1 protein-coding gene and 2 pseudogenes are annotated in these 19,457 nt (G+C 75.9%); all 3 read right to left on the bottom strand.

Translation table 11 applies throughout. The annotated features are described in order from the left end of the window. Positions 1–93: 93 nt before the first annotated feature. A pseudogene (locus ACFXPX_RS19700) lies at positions 94–7,134 on the bottom strand (type I polyketide synthase); the annotation flags it as partial. 104 nt (positions 7,135–7,238) lie between these two features. Continuing rightward, the gene (locus tag ACFXPX_RS19705; RefSeq protein ID WP_380642484.1) at positions 7,239–12,905 is read right to left on the bottom strand and encodes a type I polyketide synthase; all 5,667 of its coding nucleotides are present in this window, start codon (positions 12,903–12,905) and stop codon (positions 7,239–7,241) included. A gap of 63 nt (positions 12,906–12,968) precedes the next feature. Continuing rightward, a pseudogene (locus ACFXPX_RS19710) lies at positions 12,969–19,430 on the bottom strand (type I polyketide synthase); the annotation flags it as partial. Positions 19,431–19,457: the final 27 nt, after the last annotated feature.

Genomic DNA, 19,457 nt, shown 5'->3' on the forward strand with positions numbered 1-19,457 from the left:
GTCAGGAGTCGGACATCGTGGTGGTCGGGCCGGCCGTGCCGGTCGTGGTGGTCAGGCGACCGGCTCGGCGAGCCGGTCGAGGACCGCGCGCACGGTGGTGGGGCTGTGCTCGCCGGTCATCGTGAAGTGGTCGCCCGGAACCTCTGCCCCGGTGTGCGGGACCGGCCAGGAGGCCTGCCAGTCGGCGGCCGGGAAGCCGGGCAGCGGCCGGGCGGCGCGCAGGTGGAGCGTGGGCGTGGCCAGGGGCCGGGGCCGCCAGGCCTCGAAGAGCTGGGCGTAGCCGCCCATCGCGGTGAGGCAGACGTCGTCCAGCAGGGCGTCGGCGGGAATCCGACCGTCCGTCAACTGGGCGGCGATCTCCGCCTGGACGAGGGGAAGTATGGCACTGCCGGGCCGGTAGCTGTCCAGCAGGACGACCGACACCGGGAGGGCGCCGAGGTCCTCCAGGCGCTCCGCCACGGCGTGCGCGATCCAGCCGCCGGCGGAGTGGCCGAGCAGCGCGAACTGCTGCCCGGCGGCGAGCCGTTCGACGTCCTCGGCGTGCAGGCGCACCAGCGCGTCGAGATCGGCCGGGAGCCGCTCGCCCGCGGCGAAGCCGGGGGCCGGCAGCACCCACAGCTCGTGCTGGCCGCCCACGGCGGCGGCGAGCCGCGCGTACTGGTGGGCGCCGGACCTGCTCGCGAACGACGGGAAGCAGAACAGGCGGGGGGCCGCCGGACCCTGGGTGAGGCGAACGGGAGCCGGCCGGCCGGACGGGTCGGGCGGGGAGTCGAAGGTGTCGCGGAACCGCGCGGCGGCGGACAGGAGTGCGTTGAACTCCGCGAACCGGCCCAGCTCCGCCGCCCGTGGCGCGAGCGAGGCCAGCAGCCCGCCGGGCGGACCGGCCGACGGCACCGGGGCGGCGTCCAACCGGTCCAGCAGGTGGGCGGCGAGGGCGTCGAGCGTGGAGTGCTCGAACACCGCCGTGGCGGACAGCTCCAGGCCGGTGGCCGCCTGGAGGGCGGCGCTCAGCTCGGTCGCGGCGAGGGAGTCGAGTCCCAGCTCGGGCAGGCTCAGCGCGGTCTCCACGTCCTCGGTCGAGCTGTGCCCGAGCGCGGCGGCCACCTCGGCGGCCACCAACTCCCTGAGGAACGGGCCGCGTTCGGCCGGGTCGAGGGAGGACAGTCGTTCGGGCGACCGGGGGCCGGCGTTCTCCTCGGGCGTTCGGGGGTCACCCGGCGCGGTGGCCGGTGGTTCGGTGGCGGGCGTCCCGGTGGCGGGCCCGGCCGTCCGGGAGGCCGGTGCGACGCCCTCCGGCCAGAACCGGCGCCGCTGGAACGCGTACGTGGGCAGGGCGACCCGGTCGTCTCCACCGGAGTCGGCGAGAACGGCCTCCCAGGCCACCGGGACGCCACGGACGTGGACACCGGCCAGCGCGGTCAGCGCGCTGTCCGCCTCCGGCCGGCCGCTCCGCAGCAGCGGCACCGCCGCCGGGGCCGGGCTCCGGTCGGCCAGCGCGTCCCGCACCAGGGCGGACAGCACGCCGCCGGGGCCGAGTTCGAGGAAGGTGGTCACGCCGTCCGCAGCCATCCGGCGCACGCCGTCGTGGAAGCGCACCGCCTCCCGGATGTGCCGGACCCAGTACTCCGGTGCGCACACCTGCTCGGCTGTCGCCTGCTCGCCGGTCAGGTTCGACAGCAGCCGGATCCGCGGTGGCCGGTACGCGAGCCCGCTCGCCGCCTCGTGGAACCGGTCCAGCACGCCGTCCATCAGCGGCGAGTGGAACGCCCGGGTGACCCGGAGGCGCTTCGTCCGGCGACCACGCGCGGCGAGGACGGCCGCGACCTCCTCGACCGCCTCGGCCAGGCCGGAGAGCACGACGGCGCGCGGCCCGTTGACGGCCGCGATGCCGACCCGGCCCTCCCCGCCCGCCAGCAGCGGCAGCACCTCGTCCTCCGACGCCTCGACGGCCACCATCGCGCCGCCCTCCGGCGAGTCCTGCATCAGCCTGCCGCGTGCGGCGACCAGGCGGCAGGCGTCCTCCTGCGTCAGCACGCCGGCCGCGCAGGCCGCCGCCAGTTCGCCGACGGAGTGGCCGCCGACGTAGTCGGGCGTCACACCCCAGGACAGCAGCAGGCGGAACGCCGCCAGGCCGACGGCGAAGAGCCCGGCCTGGGTGAACACGGTCTCGTCGAGCAGGGCGGCCTCGGCGCTGCCCTCCGGGGCGAACAGGACGTCGCGCAGCGCGGGACGCCCGGGCGCGGCCAGGTGCCGGTCCAGTTCCGCGCACACCTCGTCCAGTGCCCGCGCGAAGACCGGATGGGCCTGGTGGAGGCCCCGGCCCATGCCGGGTCGCTGGCTGCCCTGGCCCGGGAACAGGAAGCCGACCCGGCCGGGCACCGCGGTGCCCCGGAGCAGTCCGGGGGCGGTGTCGCCCGCGGCCAGCGTGGCCAGCCCGGCCCGCAGCTCGCCGAGGTCGCGGCCGAGCACGACCGCCCGGTGCGGCAGGGCGGCCCTGGACAGCGCCAGTGAGCGCCCGACGGCGGCGGGGGAGGGACCGTCGGCGGTGGGGGAGGGCCCGTCGGCGGTGGGGGAGGGCCCGTCGGCGAGGTGGTCCCGGAGGCGCTCCGCCTGGCCGCGCAGGGCGGCCGCGCTGCGGGCCGAGACCGGCCAGGCGACGAGCGGCGCAGGCGCGGGAGGTGCGGGTTCGGCCGGCGCCCCGTGCTCCGTCGGGGCCTGCGGCGCGTCGCCCCCGGACGCGTCGGCCGGGCGCGGCTGTCCGGGCACCGCCGGGGCCTGTTCGAGGACCACGTGGGCGTTGGTGCCGCTGATGCCGAAGGCGGACACGCCCGCGCGCCGGGGACGGCCCCCCTCCGGCCAGGCCACCGGCTCGGTGAGCAGGGCGACCGCGCCGGAGGACCAGTCCACGTGCGGGGTGGGGGCGTCGGTGTGCAGGGTGGGCGGCAGGACGCCGTGCTCCATCGCCTTCACCATCTTGATCACACCCGCCATGCCAGCCGCCGCCGCGGTGTGCCCGATGTTGGACTTCACCGAGCCCAGCCACAGCGGCCGTTCCGCCGACCGGTCCCGCCCGTACGTCGCGAGCAGGGCCTCGGCCTCGATCGGGTCCCCGAGCGGAGTGCCCGTCCCGTGCGCCTCGACCGCGTCCACCTCGTCCGGTGCCAGCCCGGCACTGGCCAGGGCCTGCCGGATCACCCGCTGCTGGGAGGGGCCGTTGGGCGCGGACAGGCCGTTGCTCGCACCGTCCTGGTTGGTCGCCGAGCCGCGGATCACGGCCAGCACCGGATGCCCGTTGCGGCGGGCATCGGACAGCCGTTCCAGCAGCAGCACACCCGCACCCTCGCCCCAGGCGGTGCCGTCGGCCGCGGCGGCGAACGGCTTGCACCGGCCGTCCGGGGCCAACCCGCGCTGCCGGCTGAAGCCGATGAACGCCTGCGGAGTGGACAGCACCGTGACGGCCCCCGCGAGCGCGAGCGTGCTCTCGCCGGCGCGCAGCGAGCGGCAGGCCAGGTGCAGGGCGACCAGGGAGGAGGAGCACGCGGTGTCCACCGTCAGGGCCGGACCCTCCAGCCCGTAGGTGTAGGCGAGCCGACCGGAGATGACGCTCGCCGCGTTGCCGGTCAGCAGGTAGCCCTCCAGGCCGTCCGCGGACTCCTGGGCCAGCAGGTGGTAGTCCTGGCCGCTACTGCCGGCGAAGACGCCGGTCCGGCTGCCGCGCAGGGACTCCGGGTCGATCCCGGCGCGCTCGAAGGCCTCCCAGGAGGTCTCCAGCAGCAGCCGCTGCTGCGGGTCCATGGCGAGCGCCTCGCGCGGGCCGATGCCGAAGAAGGCGGCGTCGAAGCGGTCGGCGTCATGGAGGAAGCCGCCCTCGCGGGTGTAGGTGCGGCCGGGGCGGTCCGGGTCCGGGTCGTAGAGGTTGTCGAGGTCCCAGCCCCGGTTGCCCGGGAACGGCGTGATCGCGTCGCGGCCGTCCGAGACCAGCCGCCACAGGTCCTCGGGGCTGCGCACCTCGCCCGGGTAGCGGCAGGCCATGGCGACGATCGCGATGGGCTCCTCGTCGTCACCGGCCCTCGTGGGAACGGGCGGCGCCTCGTCGGCCGGGACCTCGGTGCCCGCGAGCCGGCCGAGCAGGTGGCGGCCCAGGGCCTCGGGCGTCGGATGGTCGAAGGCGACGGCCGCCGGGAGCCGGAGACCGGTGACGGCGATCAGCCGGTTGCGCAGCTCGACCGCGGTGAGCGAGACGAACCCCAGCTCGTGGAACGAGCGCCCCGGCGGGATCGGACCGGTGAGGCCGAGGACGGCGGTCGCGTGGGACTCCACCAGGTCCAACAGCAGGCGCTCGCGGTCGGGCTCGGCCAGTTCGGCGAGGCGACGGCGCAGCTGCGCCCCGGCCGAACCCGCGGTGCCTTCGTCCGGCTCGGCGGTCGGCGTGGCCGTCCCGACGGTGTCCACCCAGTAACGGCTGCGTTGGAAGGGGTAGGTGGGGAGGTCGGGGTGGGTGCCGGGGGTGAGGTAGGGGGTCCAGTCGACGGGGTGGCCGTGGGTGTGGAGGTGGGCGGCGGAGGTGAGGAGTCGGGTCCAGGTTCCTTCGTTGCGGCGGAGGGTGCCGGTGATGAGGGTGGGGGTTGTGGTGTCGAGGGTTTCCTCGATGGCGGGGGTGAGGACGGGGTGAGGGCTGGCCTCGATGAAGGTGTGGTGGCCGTCGGTGAGGGCGGAGCGCAGCGCGTCGGTGAGGAGGACGGGTTGGCGGAGGTTGGTGTACCAGTAGTCGGCGTTGAGTTGGGTGGTGTCGATTCGCTTGCCGGTGACGGTGGAGTAGAGGGGGATGTCGGCGGGCTTGGGGGTGATGCCGGCGAGTTCGGTGGCGAGGTGGTCGCGGAGTTGTTCGACGTGGTGGGTGTGGGAGGCGTAGTCGACGTCGATGCGGCGGGCGCGGATGTCCGAGTTCTCGCAGTGGGTGAGGAGTTGGTCGAGGGCGTCGTGGTCGCCGGCGATGACGGTGGTGGTGGGGCCGTTGTGGGCGGCGACGCTCAGCCGTCCGTCCCAGGCCTTCAACAGCTCGACGGTGTCCTGGTGGCCGAGGGGAATGGACGCCATGCCGCCGTGTCCGCTGATGGCGAGGATGGCGCGGCTGCGCAGGGCGGCGATGCGGGCGCCGTCTTCGAGGGTGAGGGCGCTGGCGATGGTGGCGGCGGCGATCTCGCCTTGGGAGTGTCCGATGACGGCGGCGGGGTGGATGCCGAGGGACTGCCAGAGTTCGGCGAGGGCGACCATGACGGCGAACAGGGTGGGCTGGACGACGTCGACGCGTGCGAGGTCGAGGGTGCCGCGCAGGGCGTCCGTCAGCGACCAGTCGATGTGCGGCGCGAGCGCTTCCTGGCAACGGGCTATTGATCCCGCGAACACCGCTGAGGTGTCCAGGAGTTCGGCGCCCATGCCGATCCACTGCGAGCCCTGCCCGGGGAACACGAACACCGGACGCTCGAAGCTGCCGCTGCCGACGGGAGCGGTCCCCTCAGCGACGGCGGTGAGAGCGGTGAGCAGTTCCTCACGGTTCTCGCCGATGGCGACGGCCCGGTGGTCCAGGTGGGCCCGTCCGGTGAGCAGGGTGTGGCCGACGGCCCGCAGGTCGGTGTCGGGGCGCTCCTGGAGGAACGCGGCCAACTGTCCAGCCTGCGCGCGCAGCGCCTGCTCGTCCCGGGCGGAGAGCACCCACGGCACCACGGGGAACGGCGAGTCGGTGGCGGAGTCCTCCGGCGAGGCGGCGGGCGAAGCAGCCGGCGCCTCCTCCAGGATCACGTGCGCGTTCGTCCCGCTCGCTCCGAACGCCGACACGCCCGCCCGTCGTGGACGCCCGTCCTCCTCGGGCCACTCCCTCGGCTCGGTCAGCAGCGACACCGCTCCCGAGGCCCAATCGACGTGCGGGGTCGGCTCGTTGACGTGCAGCGTCTGCGGCAGTACGCCGTTGCGCATCGCCATCACCATCTTGATGACGCCCGCCGCGCCCGCCGCGGCCTGGGTGTGCCCGATGTTGGACTTCACCGAGCCGAGCCAGAGCGGGCGTTCGGCGGGCCGGTCCTTGCCGTAGGTGGCGAGCAGGGCCTGCGCCTCGATCGGGTCACCGAGCGTGGTTCCCGTGCCGTGGGCCTCGACCGCGTCGACGTCGTCGGCGGCCAGTCGGGCGTTGTCGAGGGCCTGGCGGATGACGCGCTGCTGCGACGGCCCGTTGGGCGCGGTGAGCCCGTTGGAGGCGCCGTCCTGGTTGACGGCGGAGCCGCGGATCACGGCGAGGACGGGGTGCCCGTTGCGCTGGGCGTCGGAGAGCCGTTCCAGTAGGAGGACGCCGACGCCCTCGCCCCAGCCGGTGCCGTCGGCGGCGGCGGCGAAGGCCTTGCAGCGCCCGTCGGGGGCGAGGCCGCGTTGGCGGCTGAACTCGACGAACATGCCGGGGGCGGCCATGACCGCCGCGCCGCCGGCGAGGGCGGTCGAGCACTCGCCCCTGCGCAGCGACTGGCAGGCCAGGTGGAGCGCGACCAGCGAGGAGGAGCACGCGGTGTCCACCGTGATCGCCGGGCCCTCCAGGCCGAACACGTACGACAGCCGGCCCGAGATGACGCTTGCCGCGCCGCCCGAGAGCAGGTACCCCTCCAGGCTCTCCGTGGCCCGCTGGGCGAGCGCCGCGTAGTCGACCTGTCCCGCGCCCATGAAGACGCCGGTCCGGCTGCCGCGCAGGGACTCGGGGGCGATGCCGGCCCGCTCGAAGGCCTCCCAGGAGGTCTCCAGCAGCAGCCGCTGCTGCGGGTCCATCGCCAGCGCCTCGCGCGGGCCGATGCCGAAGAACCCGGCGTCGAACCGGTCGGCACCGTCCACGAAGCCGCCCTCGCGGGCGTAGGTGTGGCCGGCCCGGTCGGGGTCCGGGTCGTACAGCGACTCCACGTCCCAGCCGCGGTCGGCGGGGAACGGGGTGACGGCGTCCCGGCCGTCCGCGACCAGCTGCCACAGCCGTTCGGCGGAGTCGGCGCCGCCGGGGTAGCGGCAGGCCATGCCGACGATCGCGATCGGTTCGGCCGCGACGGTCTCCGTCTCCTGGAGCCGGCGGCGCGTCTCCTGGAGGTCGGCGGTCACCCGCTTGAGGAAGTAACGGAGCTTGTCCTCGGTCTCGCTGGCCACAGTGGCGCTACCCCTTCGGATGGAACAGGAACAGGACGGCTGGTCGGCGGTGGCGCCGGCGGGAGGAGTCAGGAGATGCCGAGCTCGTTGGTGATGAAGTCGAAGACCTCGTCGTCGTCGGCGGACTCCAACTCCAGTCCGGTGCCGGCGGACGGGTCGTCCGCCGGCCCGGGCCGCGGGCTCCAGCGGTCGGTCACGGCCCGCAGCCGATCCGCGATCCGGGCCCGCTCGGGGTGGTCGGCGCCGACCCCGGCGAGCACGGCTTCGAGGCGGTCCAGCTCCGCCAGGACCGGTGCGGCCGAGGGCGCGTCCTCGCGCGGGAGTTCCGCGTCCAGGTAGCGGGCGAGTTCCGCCGCCGTCGGGTAGTCGAAGACGAGCGTGGCCGGCAGGCGCAGCCCCGAGGCGGTGGTCAGGCGGTTGCGCAGTTCGACCGCGGTCAGCGAGTCGAAGCCGAGGTCGCCGAACGCCCGGTCCGCGCCCACCGCCGCCGGGGCCGAGTGGCCCAGCACCACGGCCACCTGAGCGCGCACCAGGTCCAGCAGGGCGCGTTCGCGCTCCGCGTCGGACAGCCCGGCGAGCCGCTGCCGCAGGCCGTCGGCCGCCGCGGCGTCCGGTCGGTGGGCGGGGGCGGCGGACGGGCCGGCCAGCCCGCGCAGCAGCGGCGGGAGGTCGGGGCCGGCCTGGCGCAGCGCGGCGGGGTCCAGCCGGACCGGCAGCGAGGTCGGGTCGGTTCCGGCGAGCGCCGCGTCGAACAGGGCCAGGCCGTCCTGCGGGCCGAGCGGGAGGACGCCCGAGCGCCGCATCCGGCCGAGCGTGGCCTCGTCGAGCGTGCCCGCCATGCCCCGGTCCTGCTGCCACGGGCCCCAGGCCAGCGACCGGGCGGGCAGGCCCCGCGCGGCGCGGTGCTGGGCGAGGGCGTCGAGGAAGGCGTTCGCCGCCGCGTAGCCGCCCTGGCCGGCACCGCCGAGGGTGGCCGTGGCGGAGGAGAACAACACGAAGGCGGCGAGGCCGGCGTCCCGGGTGAGTTCGTGCAGGTGCCAGGCGGCGTCCGTCTTCGGGCGGAGCACGGCCTCGAAGCGTTCCTCGGTGAGGGAGGCCAGGGCCCCGTCCGCGACCACGCCGGCGGCGTGGACGACGGCGGTGAGCGGGTGGTCGGCGGGGACGGCGGCGAGGGCCCGGGCGAGGTCTTCGCGGTCGGCGGTGTCGCAGGCGGTGACGGTCACCCGGGCGCCCAAGTCGGTGAGTTCGGCGGTGAGTTCGGCCGCTCCCGGGGCCTCGGGGCCGCGGCGGCCGAGCAGCAGCAGGTGCCGCACGCCGTACGCGGTGACCAGGTGCCGGGCGAGCAGCGAGCCGAGCGCGCCGGTGCCGCCGGTGATCAGCACGGTGCCGTCCGGGTCGAGCGCGGCGGCCGTGTCGGCCGTGTCGGCCGCTTCGGTCGTCGCCGGGCGGGCGGGTACCAGGCGCGGGGCCAGGACGGTGCCGGCGCGCAGGGCGAGCTGCGGTTCGCCGCCGACGGCCGCCCGGTCCAGTGCCGCGGTGGTGTCCGCGCCGCCGTCCGGGTCGAGGCCGTCACGGTGGTCGAGGCCGTCACGGTTGAGGTCGGCGGGGTGGTCGAGGTCGAGCAGGACGAAGCGGTCGGGCTGCTCGGCCTGGGCGGCCCGGACGAGACCCCACAGCGGCGCGTGGGCGAGGTTCGGGACGTCCGCGGCCGCGGCCCGGCCGGTGGCGGGGTCGCCCGGGTCCGTCCGGTCGGCGGCCACCGCGCCGTGCGTCACCAGGACCAGCCGGGAGGCCGCGAACCGGTCGTCCGCCGCCCACGTGGTCAGCGTGGACCACGTCCGGCGCAGGGCCGCCCGCACCGCCGCGGGGAGGTCGCCCGTGGTGTCCGGCAGGGGCAGGACGACCGCGTCCGGCACCGGAAGTCCCGCGGTGACGGCCTCGCCGAGGGCCGTGAGGTCGGGGTGGCGGTCGAGACCGGGGAACCCGGCACCGTCCCCGAGCACGGCCCATCGGCCGCGCTCCCGTTCGACGCCGTCCGCGGCCGGGAGGGGAGCCCACTCGACCCGGAACAGCGCGTCGCCCAGCCCGGCCCGGGCCGCCGCGCGGAGTTGGTCGAGCGAGACCGGACGGGCCCGCAGGGCGCCGACCGAGGCGACCGGCGCGCCGGTCCCGTCGGCCACGTCCAGGGACATCGCGTCCGGTCCGGCCGGGGCCAGCCGCAGCCGCAGGGCGACCGCGCCGGGCCGGTGCACCCGCACGTTGTTCCAGGCGAAGGGCAGCAGGACCTGCTCGCCGGTGTTCCCGACCAGGCCCGCGTGCAGGGCGGCGTCGAGCAGGGCGGGGTGGACCCCGTACCCGTCCGCCCGGTTCCGTTCCGACTCGGGCAGGGCGACCTCGCCGTACACGTCCTCGCCCGCGCGCCACATCGCCCGCAGGCCCCGGAACGACGGGCCGTAGTCGAAACCGTCACGGGCGACGGCGGAGTAGAAGCCGTCGAGGTCCACCGGCTCGGCGCCCTCGGGCGGCCAGACGCCGGTCGGCCGCCAGCCCGCGCCGCCGTCCCCGGCGGCCAGCGTGCCGGCCGCGTGCCGGGTCCAGTCCGCGGTGTCGTCCGGCCGTGCGTACACGCCGATCGGCCGTCGGCCCGACCCGTCGGCCGCGCCGACCGTCACCTGCACCTGGGCCGTCCCGGCGCCGGCGAGGATCAGCGGCGCCTCCTGGTCGAGTTCCTCGACCGTCGTGCAGCCGGCCAGCCGGGCCGCGTGCAGCGCCAGTTCCAGGTACGCGGTGCCGGGCACCACCGTGCTGCCCAGCACCACGTGGTCGGCGAGCCAGCGGTGGGTGTGGGTCGACAGCCGGCCGGTGAGGAGCAGCCCGCCGCCCTCGGCCGGGGCGACGACGGCGCCGAGCAGCGGATGCCCGGCGCTCGCCACGCCCAGTTCGGCGGCCTCGGCGGGTGCTCCGTCGGCGGGGGCCAGCCAGTACCGCTCGCCCTGGAACGCGTACGTCGGCAGGTCCGGCCGGTGGCCGGCGGGGCCGACCAGTTCGGTGAGCAGGGCCGGCCAGTCCACCCGGGTGCCGCGCGCGTGGGCCCGGGCGACCGCGCCGAGCACGGTGTCCGACTCCGGGCGGCCGCGGCGCAGCAGCGGCGCCGCGGCGACGTCCCCGGTCCCGTCCCCGGCACTCTGCCGGACCATGGCGGACAGCACGCCGTCGGGGCCGAGTTCCAGGAAGGTCGTCACGCCCTGGTCGAGCAGGTGCCGGACGCCGTCGTGGAAGCGCACGCCCTCGCGCACGTGCCGGACCCAGTACTCCGACGTGCGGATCCGCTCGGCGGCGGCCGGCCGGCCGGTGAGGTTGGAGACGACCGGGATCGTCGGCTCGTGCAGCGTGAGGCCGTCGAGCACCTCGCGGAACGGGGCGAGCATGCCGTCCATGCGGGCGGAGTGGAAGGCGTGGCTGACGGTCAGCCGCTTCGTCCGGCGGCCCTGCACGCTCAGCTGCTCGACGATCGGTGCGACCGCGTCCTCCTCGCCGGAGAGCACGACGGAGCGGGGCCCGTTGACGGCGGCGATGCCGGCCGCGCCGGCGTGGTCGGTCAGCAGGGCGGTCACCTCCTGCTCCGTCGCCTCCACCGCCACCATCGCGCCGCCGGCGGGGAGCCGCTGCATCAGGCGGCCGCGGGCGGCCACCGCCGTGACCGCGTCCTCCAGCGAGAACACCCCGGCGACGTGGGCCGCCGCGAGTTCCCCGATCGAGTGCCCGAGGACGAAGTCCGGCCGCAGGCCCCAGGATTCGACCAGCCGGAACAGCGCCACCTCCAGCGCGAACAGGGCGGACTGGGTGAAGGCCGTCTCGTCCAGCCGGTCCGCCCCCGGCGCCCCCTCCTCGGCGAGCAGCACCTCGCGGACCGGCAGGCCGCTCCGCTTCGTCAGCAGGTCGCACACCCGGTCCAGCTCGGCCGCGAACACCGGGAAACGCCGGTACAGTTCGCGGCCGGCGCCGGCGCGCTGGGCACCCTGGCCGGTGAACAGGAACGCCAGCTTGCCGGTGCGGGTGGCCGAGCCCTGGACGAGGTCGGGCGCGTCGTCGCCCCGGCGCAGCGCGTCGAGGCCGGCGAGCAGCTCCTCGCGGCCGGTCCCGAGCACCACCGCGCGGTGGTCGAGGCCGGCCCGGGCGGTGGCCAGTGTCCACGCGACGTCCGCGGCCGCCCACTCCGGGGCGGCGGCCGCGGCGTCGGCCAGCCGACCGGCCTGGGCGCGCAGGGCCTCCGGGCTCCGGGCCGACAGCAGCCACGGGGTCGCGGTGGGTGCGGTGCGGCCGCCGGGGGCGGGCCGCTCCTCCACGGGCTGGTCCTCGACGTGCTGGTCCTCGACGTGCTGTTCCAGGATCACGTGGGCGTTGGTGCCGCTGATGCCGAAGGAGGAGACGGCGGCCCGCCGAGGGCGGTCGACGGCAGGCCAGTCGCGCCGCTCGGTGAGCAGTTCGACCGCGCCGCGGGACCAGTCGACCTGCGGAGTGGGCTCGTCGACGTGCAGGGTGGCGGGCAGGACGCCGTGGCGCATCGCCATCACCGTCTTGATGACGCCGGCGACGCCCGCGGCGAGCTGGGTGTGGCCGATGTTGGACTTCACCGAGCCGAGCCAGAGCGGCCGTTCGGCGGGCCGGTCCTGGCCGTAGGTGGCGAGCAGGGCCTGCGCTTCGATCGGGTCGCCGAGCCGGGTGCCGGTGCCGTGGGCCTCCACGGCGTCCACGTCGGCGGCGGTGAGCCGGGCGTCCGCGAGCGCGGCCCGGATCACCCGCTGCTGGGCCGGTCCGCTCGGCGCGGTCAGGCCGTTGGAGGCGCCGTCCTGGTTGACGGCGGAGCCGCGGACCACGGCGAGCACCGGGTGCCCGTTGCGGCGGGCGTCGGAGAGCCGCTCGACCAGCAGCACCCCGACGCCCTCGCCCCAGGCGGTGCCGTCGGCCGCGCCCGCGAAGGCCTTGCAGCGCCCGTCGGGGGCGAGGCCGCGCTGACGGCTGAACTCGATGAACATGTGCGGTGCCGCCATCACCGCCGCGCCGCCGACCAGTGCCATCGAGCACTCGCCGTCGCGCAGCGCCCGGCCGGCCAGGTGCAGGGCCACGAGCGAGGAGGAGCACGCGGTGTCCACCGTCACCGCCGGGCCCTCCAGCCCGAAGGTGTAGGCGAGCCGGCCGGAGGCGACGCTGACGGTGGTCCCGGTCAGCAGGTAGCCCTCGGAGCCCTCCGCGCCGCGCGGGTCGGAGGCGTAGCCGAGCGGGGAGGCGCCGACGAACACGCCGGTCGCGGTGCCGCGCACGGACTCCGGGTCGATGCCGGCGCGTTCGAAGACCTCCCAGGAGGTCTCCAGCAGGAGGCGCTGCTGCGGGTCCATGGCGAGCGCCTCGCGCGGGCTGATCCCGAAGAAGGCGGCGTCGAACCGTTCCGCGCCGCGGACGAAGCAGCCCGTCCGGACGTAGCTGCGGCCGGCCCGGTCGGGGTCCGGGTCGTACAACTCCTCGGTGTCCCAGCCGCGTTCCGTCGGGAAGCCGGACAGGGCGTCGCGGCCGTCGGACACCAGGCGCCACAGCTCCTCGGGGCTGTCGACGTCACCGGGGTAGCGGCAGGCCATGCCGACGATCGCGATCGGCTCGTGCCGGGCCTCGGTCAGCCGGTGGTTCTGCTGCTGGAGCCGCTTGTTCTCCTTGAGGGAGAGCCGGAGCGCCTCCAGCACCCTGTTCTCCTGGGATCCAGCCTGTGATGCAGCCATCGTTGGTTCTCCGCAGTCCGAGCGCGATCAGAGGTCAGTGGTGCCGAAAGCCAGGCCGATCAGGTCGTCGGCGTCCATGGCGTCGATCTCGTCGAGGTCCCCGTCCGGTTCGGCCGACGGCTCCTCCGGTCCGGCGCCGGCCAGTGCCAGCAGGGCGTCGAGCAGGCCGGCGGCGCGCAGCCGGGCGGGCGGGACGGTCGCCAGGAGCCGGCTGATCTCGCCGTCGGAGGCCGGCCGGCCGGCGGCGGGCTCGGCCGGGGCCAGCTCGGTCCGGAGGAAGGCGGCCAGGGCGTCCGGCGTCGGATGGTCGAAGACCAGGGTGGCGGGCAGCCGGAGTCCGGTGGCGAGGTTGAGCCGGTTGCGCAGCTCGACGGCGGTGAGCGAGTCGAAGCCGAGCTGTTTGAACGCCCGGTCCGGCTGGACGGCCCCGCCCGTGGCGTGGCCGAGTACCACCGCCGCGTTGGTGAGCACCAGTTCCAGCAGCGCGCGGGTGCGTTCGGCCTCGGGCAGGGCGGCCAGCCGCAGGGCCGGGGCCGGCCCGTCGTCCGTTCCGGTGGCCGCCGCCGTGCGCCTGGTGCCGGCGCCGACCAGCCGGCGCAGCAACGGCGGCACCGAGCCGGACTGGAAGGCGGTACGGGCGGTCGCGACGTCGAGCTTCATCGCCACCAGCTGGTCCCGGTCGGAGGGCAGTGCCGCGCTGAACATCGACACGCCGTCGCCGTCGGACAGCGGGCTCACCCCCGAGCGCCGCAGCCTGGCCAGGTCGGTGCTGCCGAGGTGGCCGGTCATGCCGCTGGCCCGCTCCCACAGGCCCCAGGCGATCGACAGGCCCGGCAGCCCCTCGGCGCGGCGGCGCCGGGCGAGCGCGTCGAGGAAGGCGTTGGCGGCGGCGTAGTTGCCCTGGCCGGGGCCGCCCAGGACGGCCGCCGAGGAGGAGAACAGGACGAAGGCGCCGAGGTCCGCGTCGCGGGTCAGCTCGTGCAGGTGCCAGGCCGCGTCCGCCTTGGGGCGCATCACGGCCGAGACCTGGGCCGGCGTCAGCGAGGCGACCACCGCGTCGTCCAGCACGCCGGCGGCGTGGACGACGGCGGTGAGCGGGTGGTCGGCGGGTACGGCGGCGAGGGCCCGGGCGAGGTCCTCGCGGTCGGCGGTGTCGCAGGCGGTGACGGTCACCCGGGCGCCCAGGTCGGTGAGTTCGGCGGTGAGTTCGGCGGCGCCCGGGGCCTCGGGGCCGCGGCGGCCGAGCAGCAGCAGGTGCCGCACGCCGTGCTCGGTGACCAGCTGTCGGGCCACCAGTGCGCCGAGCGCGCCGGTGCCGCCGGTGATCAGCACGGTGCCGTCCGGGTCCGGGACCGTCGGCATGGTGAGCACCACCTTGCCGACGTGCCGGGCCTGGCCCATGAAGCGGAACGCGTCCAGCGCCCGCCGCACGTCCCAGGTGCGGGCGGGGATCGGACGGAGCACCCCGCGTTCGAACAGCGGCATGAGCTCGGCCATCATCCGGCCGATCCGGTCGTAGCCGGCCTCGATCAGGTCGAACCAGAGGTAGGAGGTGCCGGGGTGGGCGGCGGTGACCTCGGCCGCGTCGCGGATGTCGGTCTTGCCCATCTCCACGAACCGCCCGCCGTCGGCGAGCAGCCGCAAGGAGGCGTCGACGAACTCGTGGGCGAGGGAGTTGAGCACCACGTCCACGCCCCGGCCCCCGGCGGCGGCGCGGACCCGCTGCTCGAAGTCGAGACTGCGCGAGGAGGCGATCCGCTCGGGCGGGATGCCGAGCGCGCGCAGGGTGCCCCACTTGGCCGGGCTGGCCGTGGCGAACACCTCGGCGCCCAGGTGGCGGGCCAGTTGGATCGCCGCCAGGCCGACGCCGCCGGTCGCCGAGTGGATCAGCACCGACTCGCCGGCGCCCAGCCCGGCGAGGTCGACCAGGCCGTAGTAGGCGGTCAGGAAGGCGATCGGCACCGAGGCCCCCTCGGTGAACGTCCAGCGTGCGGGGAGCGGGACGAGCAGCCGCTGGTCGACCACGGCGACCGGCCCGAACGAGCCGGGCACCATCCCCATCACGCGGTCGCCCGGGGCGAACGCGGTGACGCCGGGGCCGGTCTCCAGCACGACGCCGGCGGCCTCCCCGCCCATGACGTCCTGGTCGACCATGCCCAGGCCGAGCAGCACGTCGCGGAAGTTCATGCCGGCAGCCCGTACGGCCAGCCGGACCTGGCCGGGGCCGAGCGGTGCGGAGGCCGCCGGGTGGGGGAGGAGGGCGAGGTTCTCCAGCGTGCCCTTCGCGGTGGTGTCCAGGCGCCAGCCGGGCGTGTCCGCCGGGGGCTCCAGCAGTCGGCCGGTGCTCGCCCGGACGAGCCGCGGGGCGAGCAGGACGCCCTGGCGGAGCGCGAGTTGGGGCTCGGCGGTGGCGAGCGCGGCGGCCAGGGTGAGCGGCAGCCCGTCAGGGTGCCCGTCCAGGTCGAGGAGGACGAAGCGGCCCGGATGCTCGGTCTGGGCGGAGCGCACCAGGCCCCACACCGCGGCGTGGGCGAGGTCCGGCACGCTTTCGCCGTCGGCGGCCGCCACCGCGCCCCTGGTCAGCACGACGAGCCGGGAGGCGGCGAACTGCTCGTTCGTCAGCCAGTCCTGAATGACCGTCAGGATCTGGCCGACGGCCTCGCGCGCGGCGGCGGGGGCGTCGTCCGGCGATTCGGGGCCGGCGCAGGTGACCAGGACGGCGTCCGGGACCGTCGCACCGGCCTCCACGGTCCCGGCGAGGGCGGTGAGGTCGGGATGCGTGCCGAGCCGCAGGTCGTCGGGCAGCCCGAGGCGGTCGGTGCCGAGCAGGACCCAGCGTCCGGCCGCTGCCCCGGGCGGGGGCGGCACTTCGGTCCAGTCCACACCCAGCAGCGGGTCCGCGCCGTCGTCGGCCGCGGATCGCAGCTGCTCGCGGTCCACCGGGCGGCTCGCCAGCGACGCCGCCCGGGCGACCGGCGCGCCGCTTCCGTCGGCCACCGCGAGGGTGACCGCGTCGCCCCCGGCCGGTGACAGCCGTACCCGGAGGGCGGTCGCGCCGGTGGCGTACAGGGAGACGCCGCTCCAGGAGAACGGCAGTCGCACCTCGCCCGGGGCCGCGGCCGCGACCGCGTGCAGGGCCGCGTCCAGCAGGGCGGGGTGCAGGCCGAACTCGGCGGCCGCGTCGTGCTGTTCGCGCGGCAGCCGCACCTCGGCGAACAGCTCCTCGCCCTGGCGCCAGAGCGCGTGCAGGCCCTGGAACGCCGGACCGTAGCCGAGGCCGTCGGCGGCCAGGCGCGGGTAGAGGTCCGTGAGGTCCACCGGCAGCGCGCCGGCCGGTGGCCAGGCGGTGAGATCCCAGGCCGGCTGCTCGGCGTCGGTGGCCAGGACGCCGGTCGCGTGCCGGGTCCAGGGGGCGTCGGGGCGGTCCGGGCGGGAGTGGACGGAGACGGGGCGCCGTCCGTCCTCGGCTGCGGGGCCGACCCGGAGCTGGAGCTGGACCGATCCGTCCTCCGGGAGCAACAGGGGTGCCTGGAGGGTGAGTTCGTCGAGGACCTCGCAGCCGGTGCGGTCGCCCGCGTGGAGGGCGAGTTCGACGAGGGCGGTGCCGGGGAGGAGCGCGGTGCCGAAGACGGCGTGGTCGGCGAGCCAGGGGTGGGTGGCGGCGGAGAGCAGGCCGGTGAGGACGTGCTCGTCGTCGTCGGCGAGGGGGAGCAGGGCACTGAGGAGGGGGTGGTCGGCAGCGGTGAGGCCGGCGGCGCGGACGTCTCCGGCGGCTGCGGGGGCGTCGAGCCAGAAGCGTTCGCGTTGGAAGGGGTAGGTGGGGAGGTCGAGGTGGTGAGGACCGTCGGTGGGGAGGAGGGCCGTCCAGTCGACGGGGAGGCCGTGGATGTGGATCTCGGCGGCGGAGGTGAGGAGTCGGCGGAGGCCGCCCTCGTTGCGGCGGAGGGTGCCGGTGGTGACGGCGGGCTGGTCGGCGGCTTCGGCGGTGTCCTGGACGGTGGTGGTGAGGACGGGGTGGGGGCTGGCCTCGATGAAGGTGTGGTGGCCGTCGGTGAGGGCGGAGCGCAGCGCGTCGGTGAGGAGGACGGGTTGGCGGAGGTTGGTGTACCAGTAGTCCGCGTTGAGTTGGGTGGTGTCGATCCGCTTGCCGGTGACGGTGGAGTAGAAGGGGATGGTGGCTTCCGTCGGGGTGATGCCGGCGAGTTCGGTGGCGAGGTGTTGGCGGATGGTTTCGACGTGGTGGGTGTGGGAGGCGTAGTCGACGTCGATGCGGCGGGCGCGGATGTCCGAGTTCTCGCAGTGGGTGAGGAGTTGGTCGAGGGCGTCGTGGTCGCCGGCGATGACGGTGGTGGTGGGGCCGTTGTGGGCGGCGATGCTGAGTCGTCCGTCCCAGGCCTTCAACAGTTCGACGGTGTCGTGGTGGTTGAGGGGGATGGAGGCCATGCCGCCGTGGCCGCTGATGGCGAGGATGGCGCGGCTGCGCAGGGCGGCGATGCGGGCGCCGTCGTGGAGGGTGAGGGCTCCGGCGATGGTGGCGGCGGCTATTTCGCCCTGGGAGTGGCCGATGACGGCGGCGGGGTGGATGCCGAGGGACTGCCAGAGTTCGGCGAGGGCGACCATGACGGCGAACAGGGTGGGTTGGACGACGTCGACGCGTGCGAGGTCGAGGGTGCCGCGTAGGGCGTCCGTCAGCGACCAGTCGATGTGCGGCGCGAGCGCTTCCTGGCAACGGGCTATGGAGGCGGCGAACACGGGTGAGGTGTCGAGGAGTTCGGCGCCCATGCCGATCCACTGCGAGCCCTGTCCGGGGAAGACGAACACCGGACGCTCGAAGCTTCCGCCGCCCACCACGACCCCCGGCGCGGCGGTGCCGTCGGCGACGGCGGTGAGGCCGCTCAGCAGCTCCGCGCGGTCCTCGCCGATCACCACCGCCCGCTGCTCGAACGCCGACCGGCCCGACACCAGGGCCGCGGCCACCGCGGCCGGCTCCCACTCCGGGCGAGCCTCGACCGCCGCCCGCAGCCGCTCGGCCTGGGCCCGCAGGGCCCGCTCGTCCCGGGCGGACAGCACCCACGGCAGCGCGGCGCCGCCGACCGCGGCCGGAGCAGCCGCCGGCTGCTCGCTCGGCTGCTCGGCCGGTTCTTCCGCCGGTGCCTCCTCCAGGATCACGTGTGCGTTCGTCCCGCTGACCCCGAACGAGGACACGGCCGACCGCCGGGGCCGCCCCGTCCGCGGCCATTCCCGTGCCTCGGTGAGCAGTTCGACGGCACCGGAGGACCAGTCGACGTGCGGGGTGGGCTCGTCGACGTGCAGCGTGCGCGGCAGTACGCCGTGCCGCATCGCCAGCACCATCTTGATCACGCCGCCGACCCCGGCCGCGGCCTGGGTGTGGCCGATGTTGGACTTCAACGAGCCCAGCAGCAGCGGCCGTTCGGCCGGCCGGTCCTTGCCGTAGGTGGCGAGCAGGGCCTGCGCCTCGATCGGGTCGCCCAGCCGGGTGCCCGTGCCGTGCGCCTCCACCGCGTCGATCAGGTCCGGTGACAGGTCGGCCTCGGCGAGGGCGGCCCGGATCACCCGCTGCTGCGAGGGGCCGTTGGGCGCGGAGAGGCTGCTGCTGGCACCGTCCTGGTTCACCGAGGAGCCGCGCAGTACGGCGAGCACCGGGTGCCCGTTGCGGCGGGCGTCGGAGAGCCGCTCGACCAGCAGCATGCCGGCGCCCTCGCCCCAGGCGGTGCCGTCGGCGGCGGCCGCGAAGGACTTGCAGCGCCCGTCCCGGGCGAGGCCGCCCTGCCGGCTGAACTCGACGAAGGTGTCGGGCGTGGCCATCACCGTGACGCCGCCGGCCAGCGCCATCGTGCAGTCGCCGCGCCGGACGGCCTGGGCGGCGAGGTGGAGGGCCACCAGGGAGGAGGAGCAGGCCGTGTCCACGGTCACCGCCGGCCCCTCCAGTCCGAGCGCGTAGGCGATCCGTCCGGACGCGACGCTGCCCGCGGTGCCGCTGCCCAGGAAGCCCGCGACCGACTCGTCCACCGAGGTCAGCCGGGTGCCGTAGTCGTGGTACATCAGGCCGGTGAACACCCCGACCCGGGTGCCGCGCACCGTCGCGGGGGGAATGTCCGCGCGCTCGAACGCCTCCCACGCGGTCTCCAGCAGCAGCCGCTGCTGGGGGTCCATGGCGAGCGCCTCGCGCGGGCTGATGTCGAAGAACCCGGGGTCGAACCGGTCGGCGTCGTCGAGGAAGCCGCCCTCGCAGACGTAGGAGGTGCCGGGGCGCAGGCCGTCGGGGTCGTAGAAGTCCTCGGTGCGCCAGCCGCGTTCGGCGGGTGGCGCACCGACGGCGTCCCGTCCGGCGGCCGCCAGCTCCCACAGCTCCTCCGGGGTCCGGACCCCGCCCGGGTAGCGGCAGCTCATTCCGACGATCGCGATCGGCTCGCGGTCGGCGGCCTCCAGCTCGGCCACCCGGCGGCGTGCCTCGCCGAGTTCGGCGGCAGCCCACCGGAGGTGCTCGCGAAGCTT

Origin of the sequence: Kitasatospora sp. NPDC059146 (assembly GCF_042786665.1) — a bacterium.
Taxonomy (GTDB): Bacteria; Actinomycetota; Actinomycetes; order Streptomycetales; family Streptomycetaceae; genus Kitasatospora.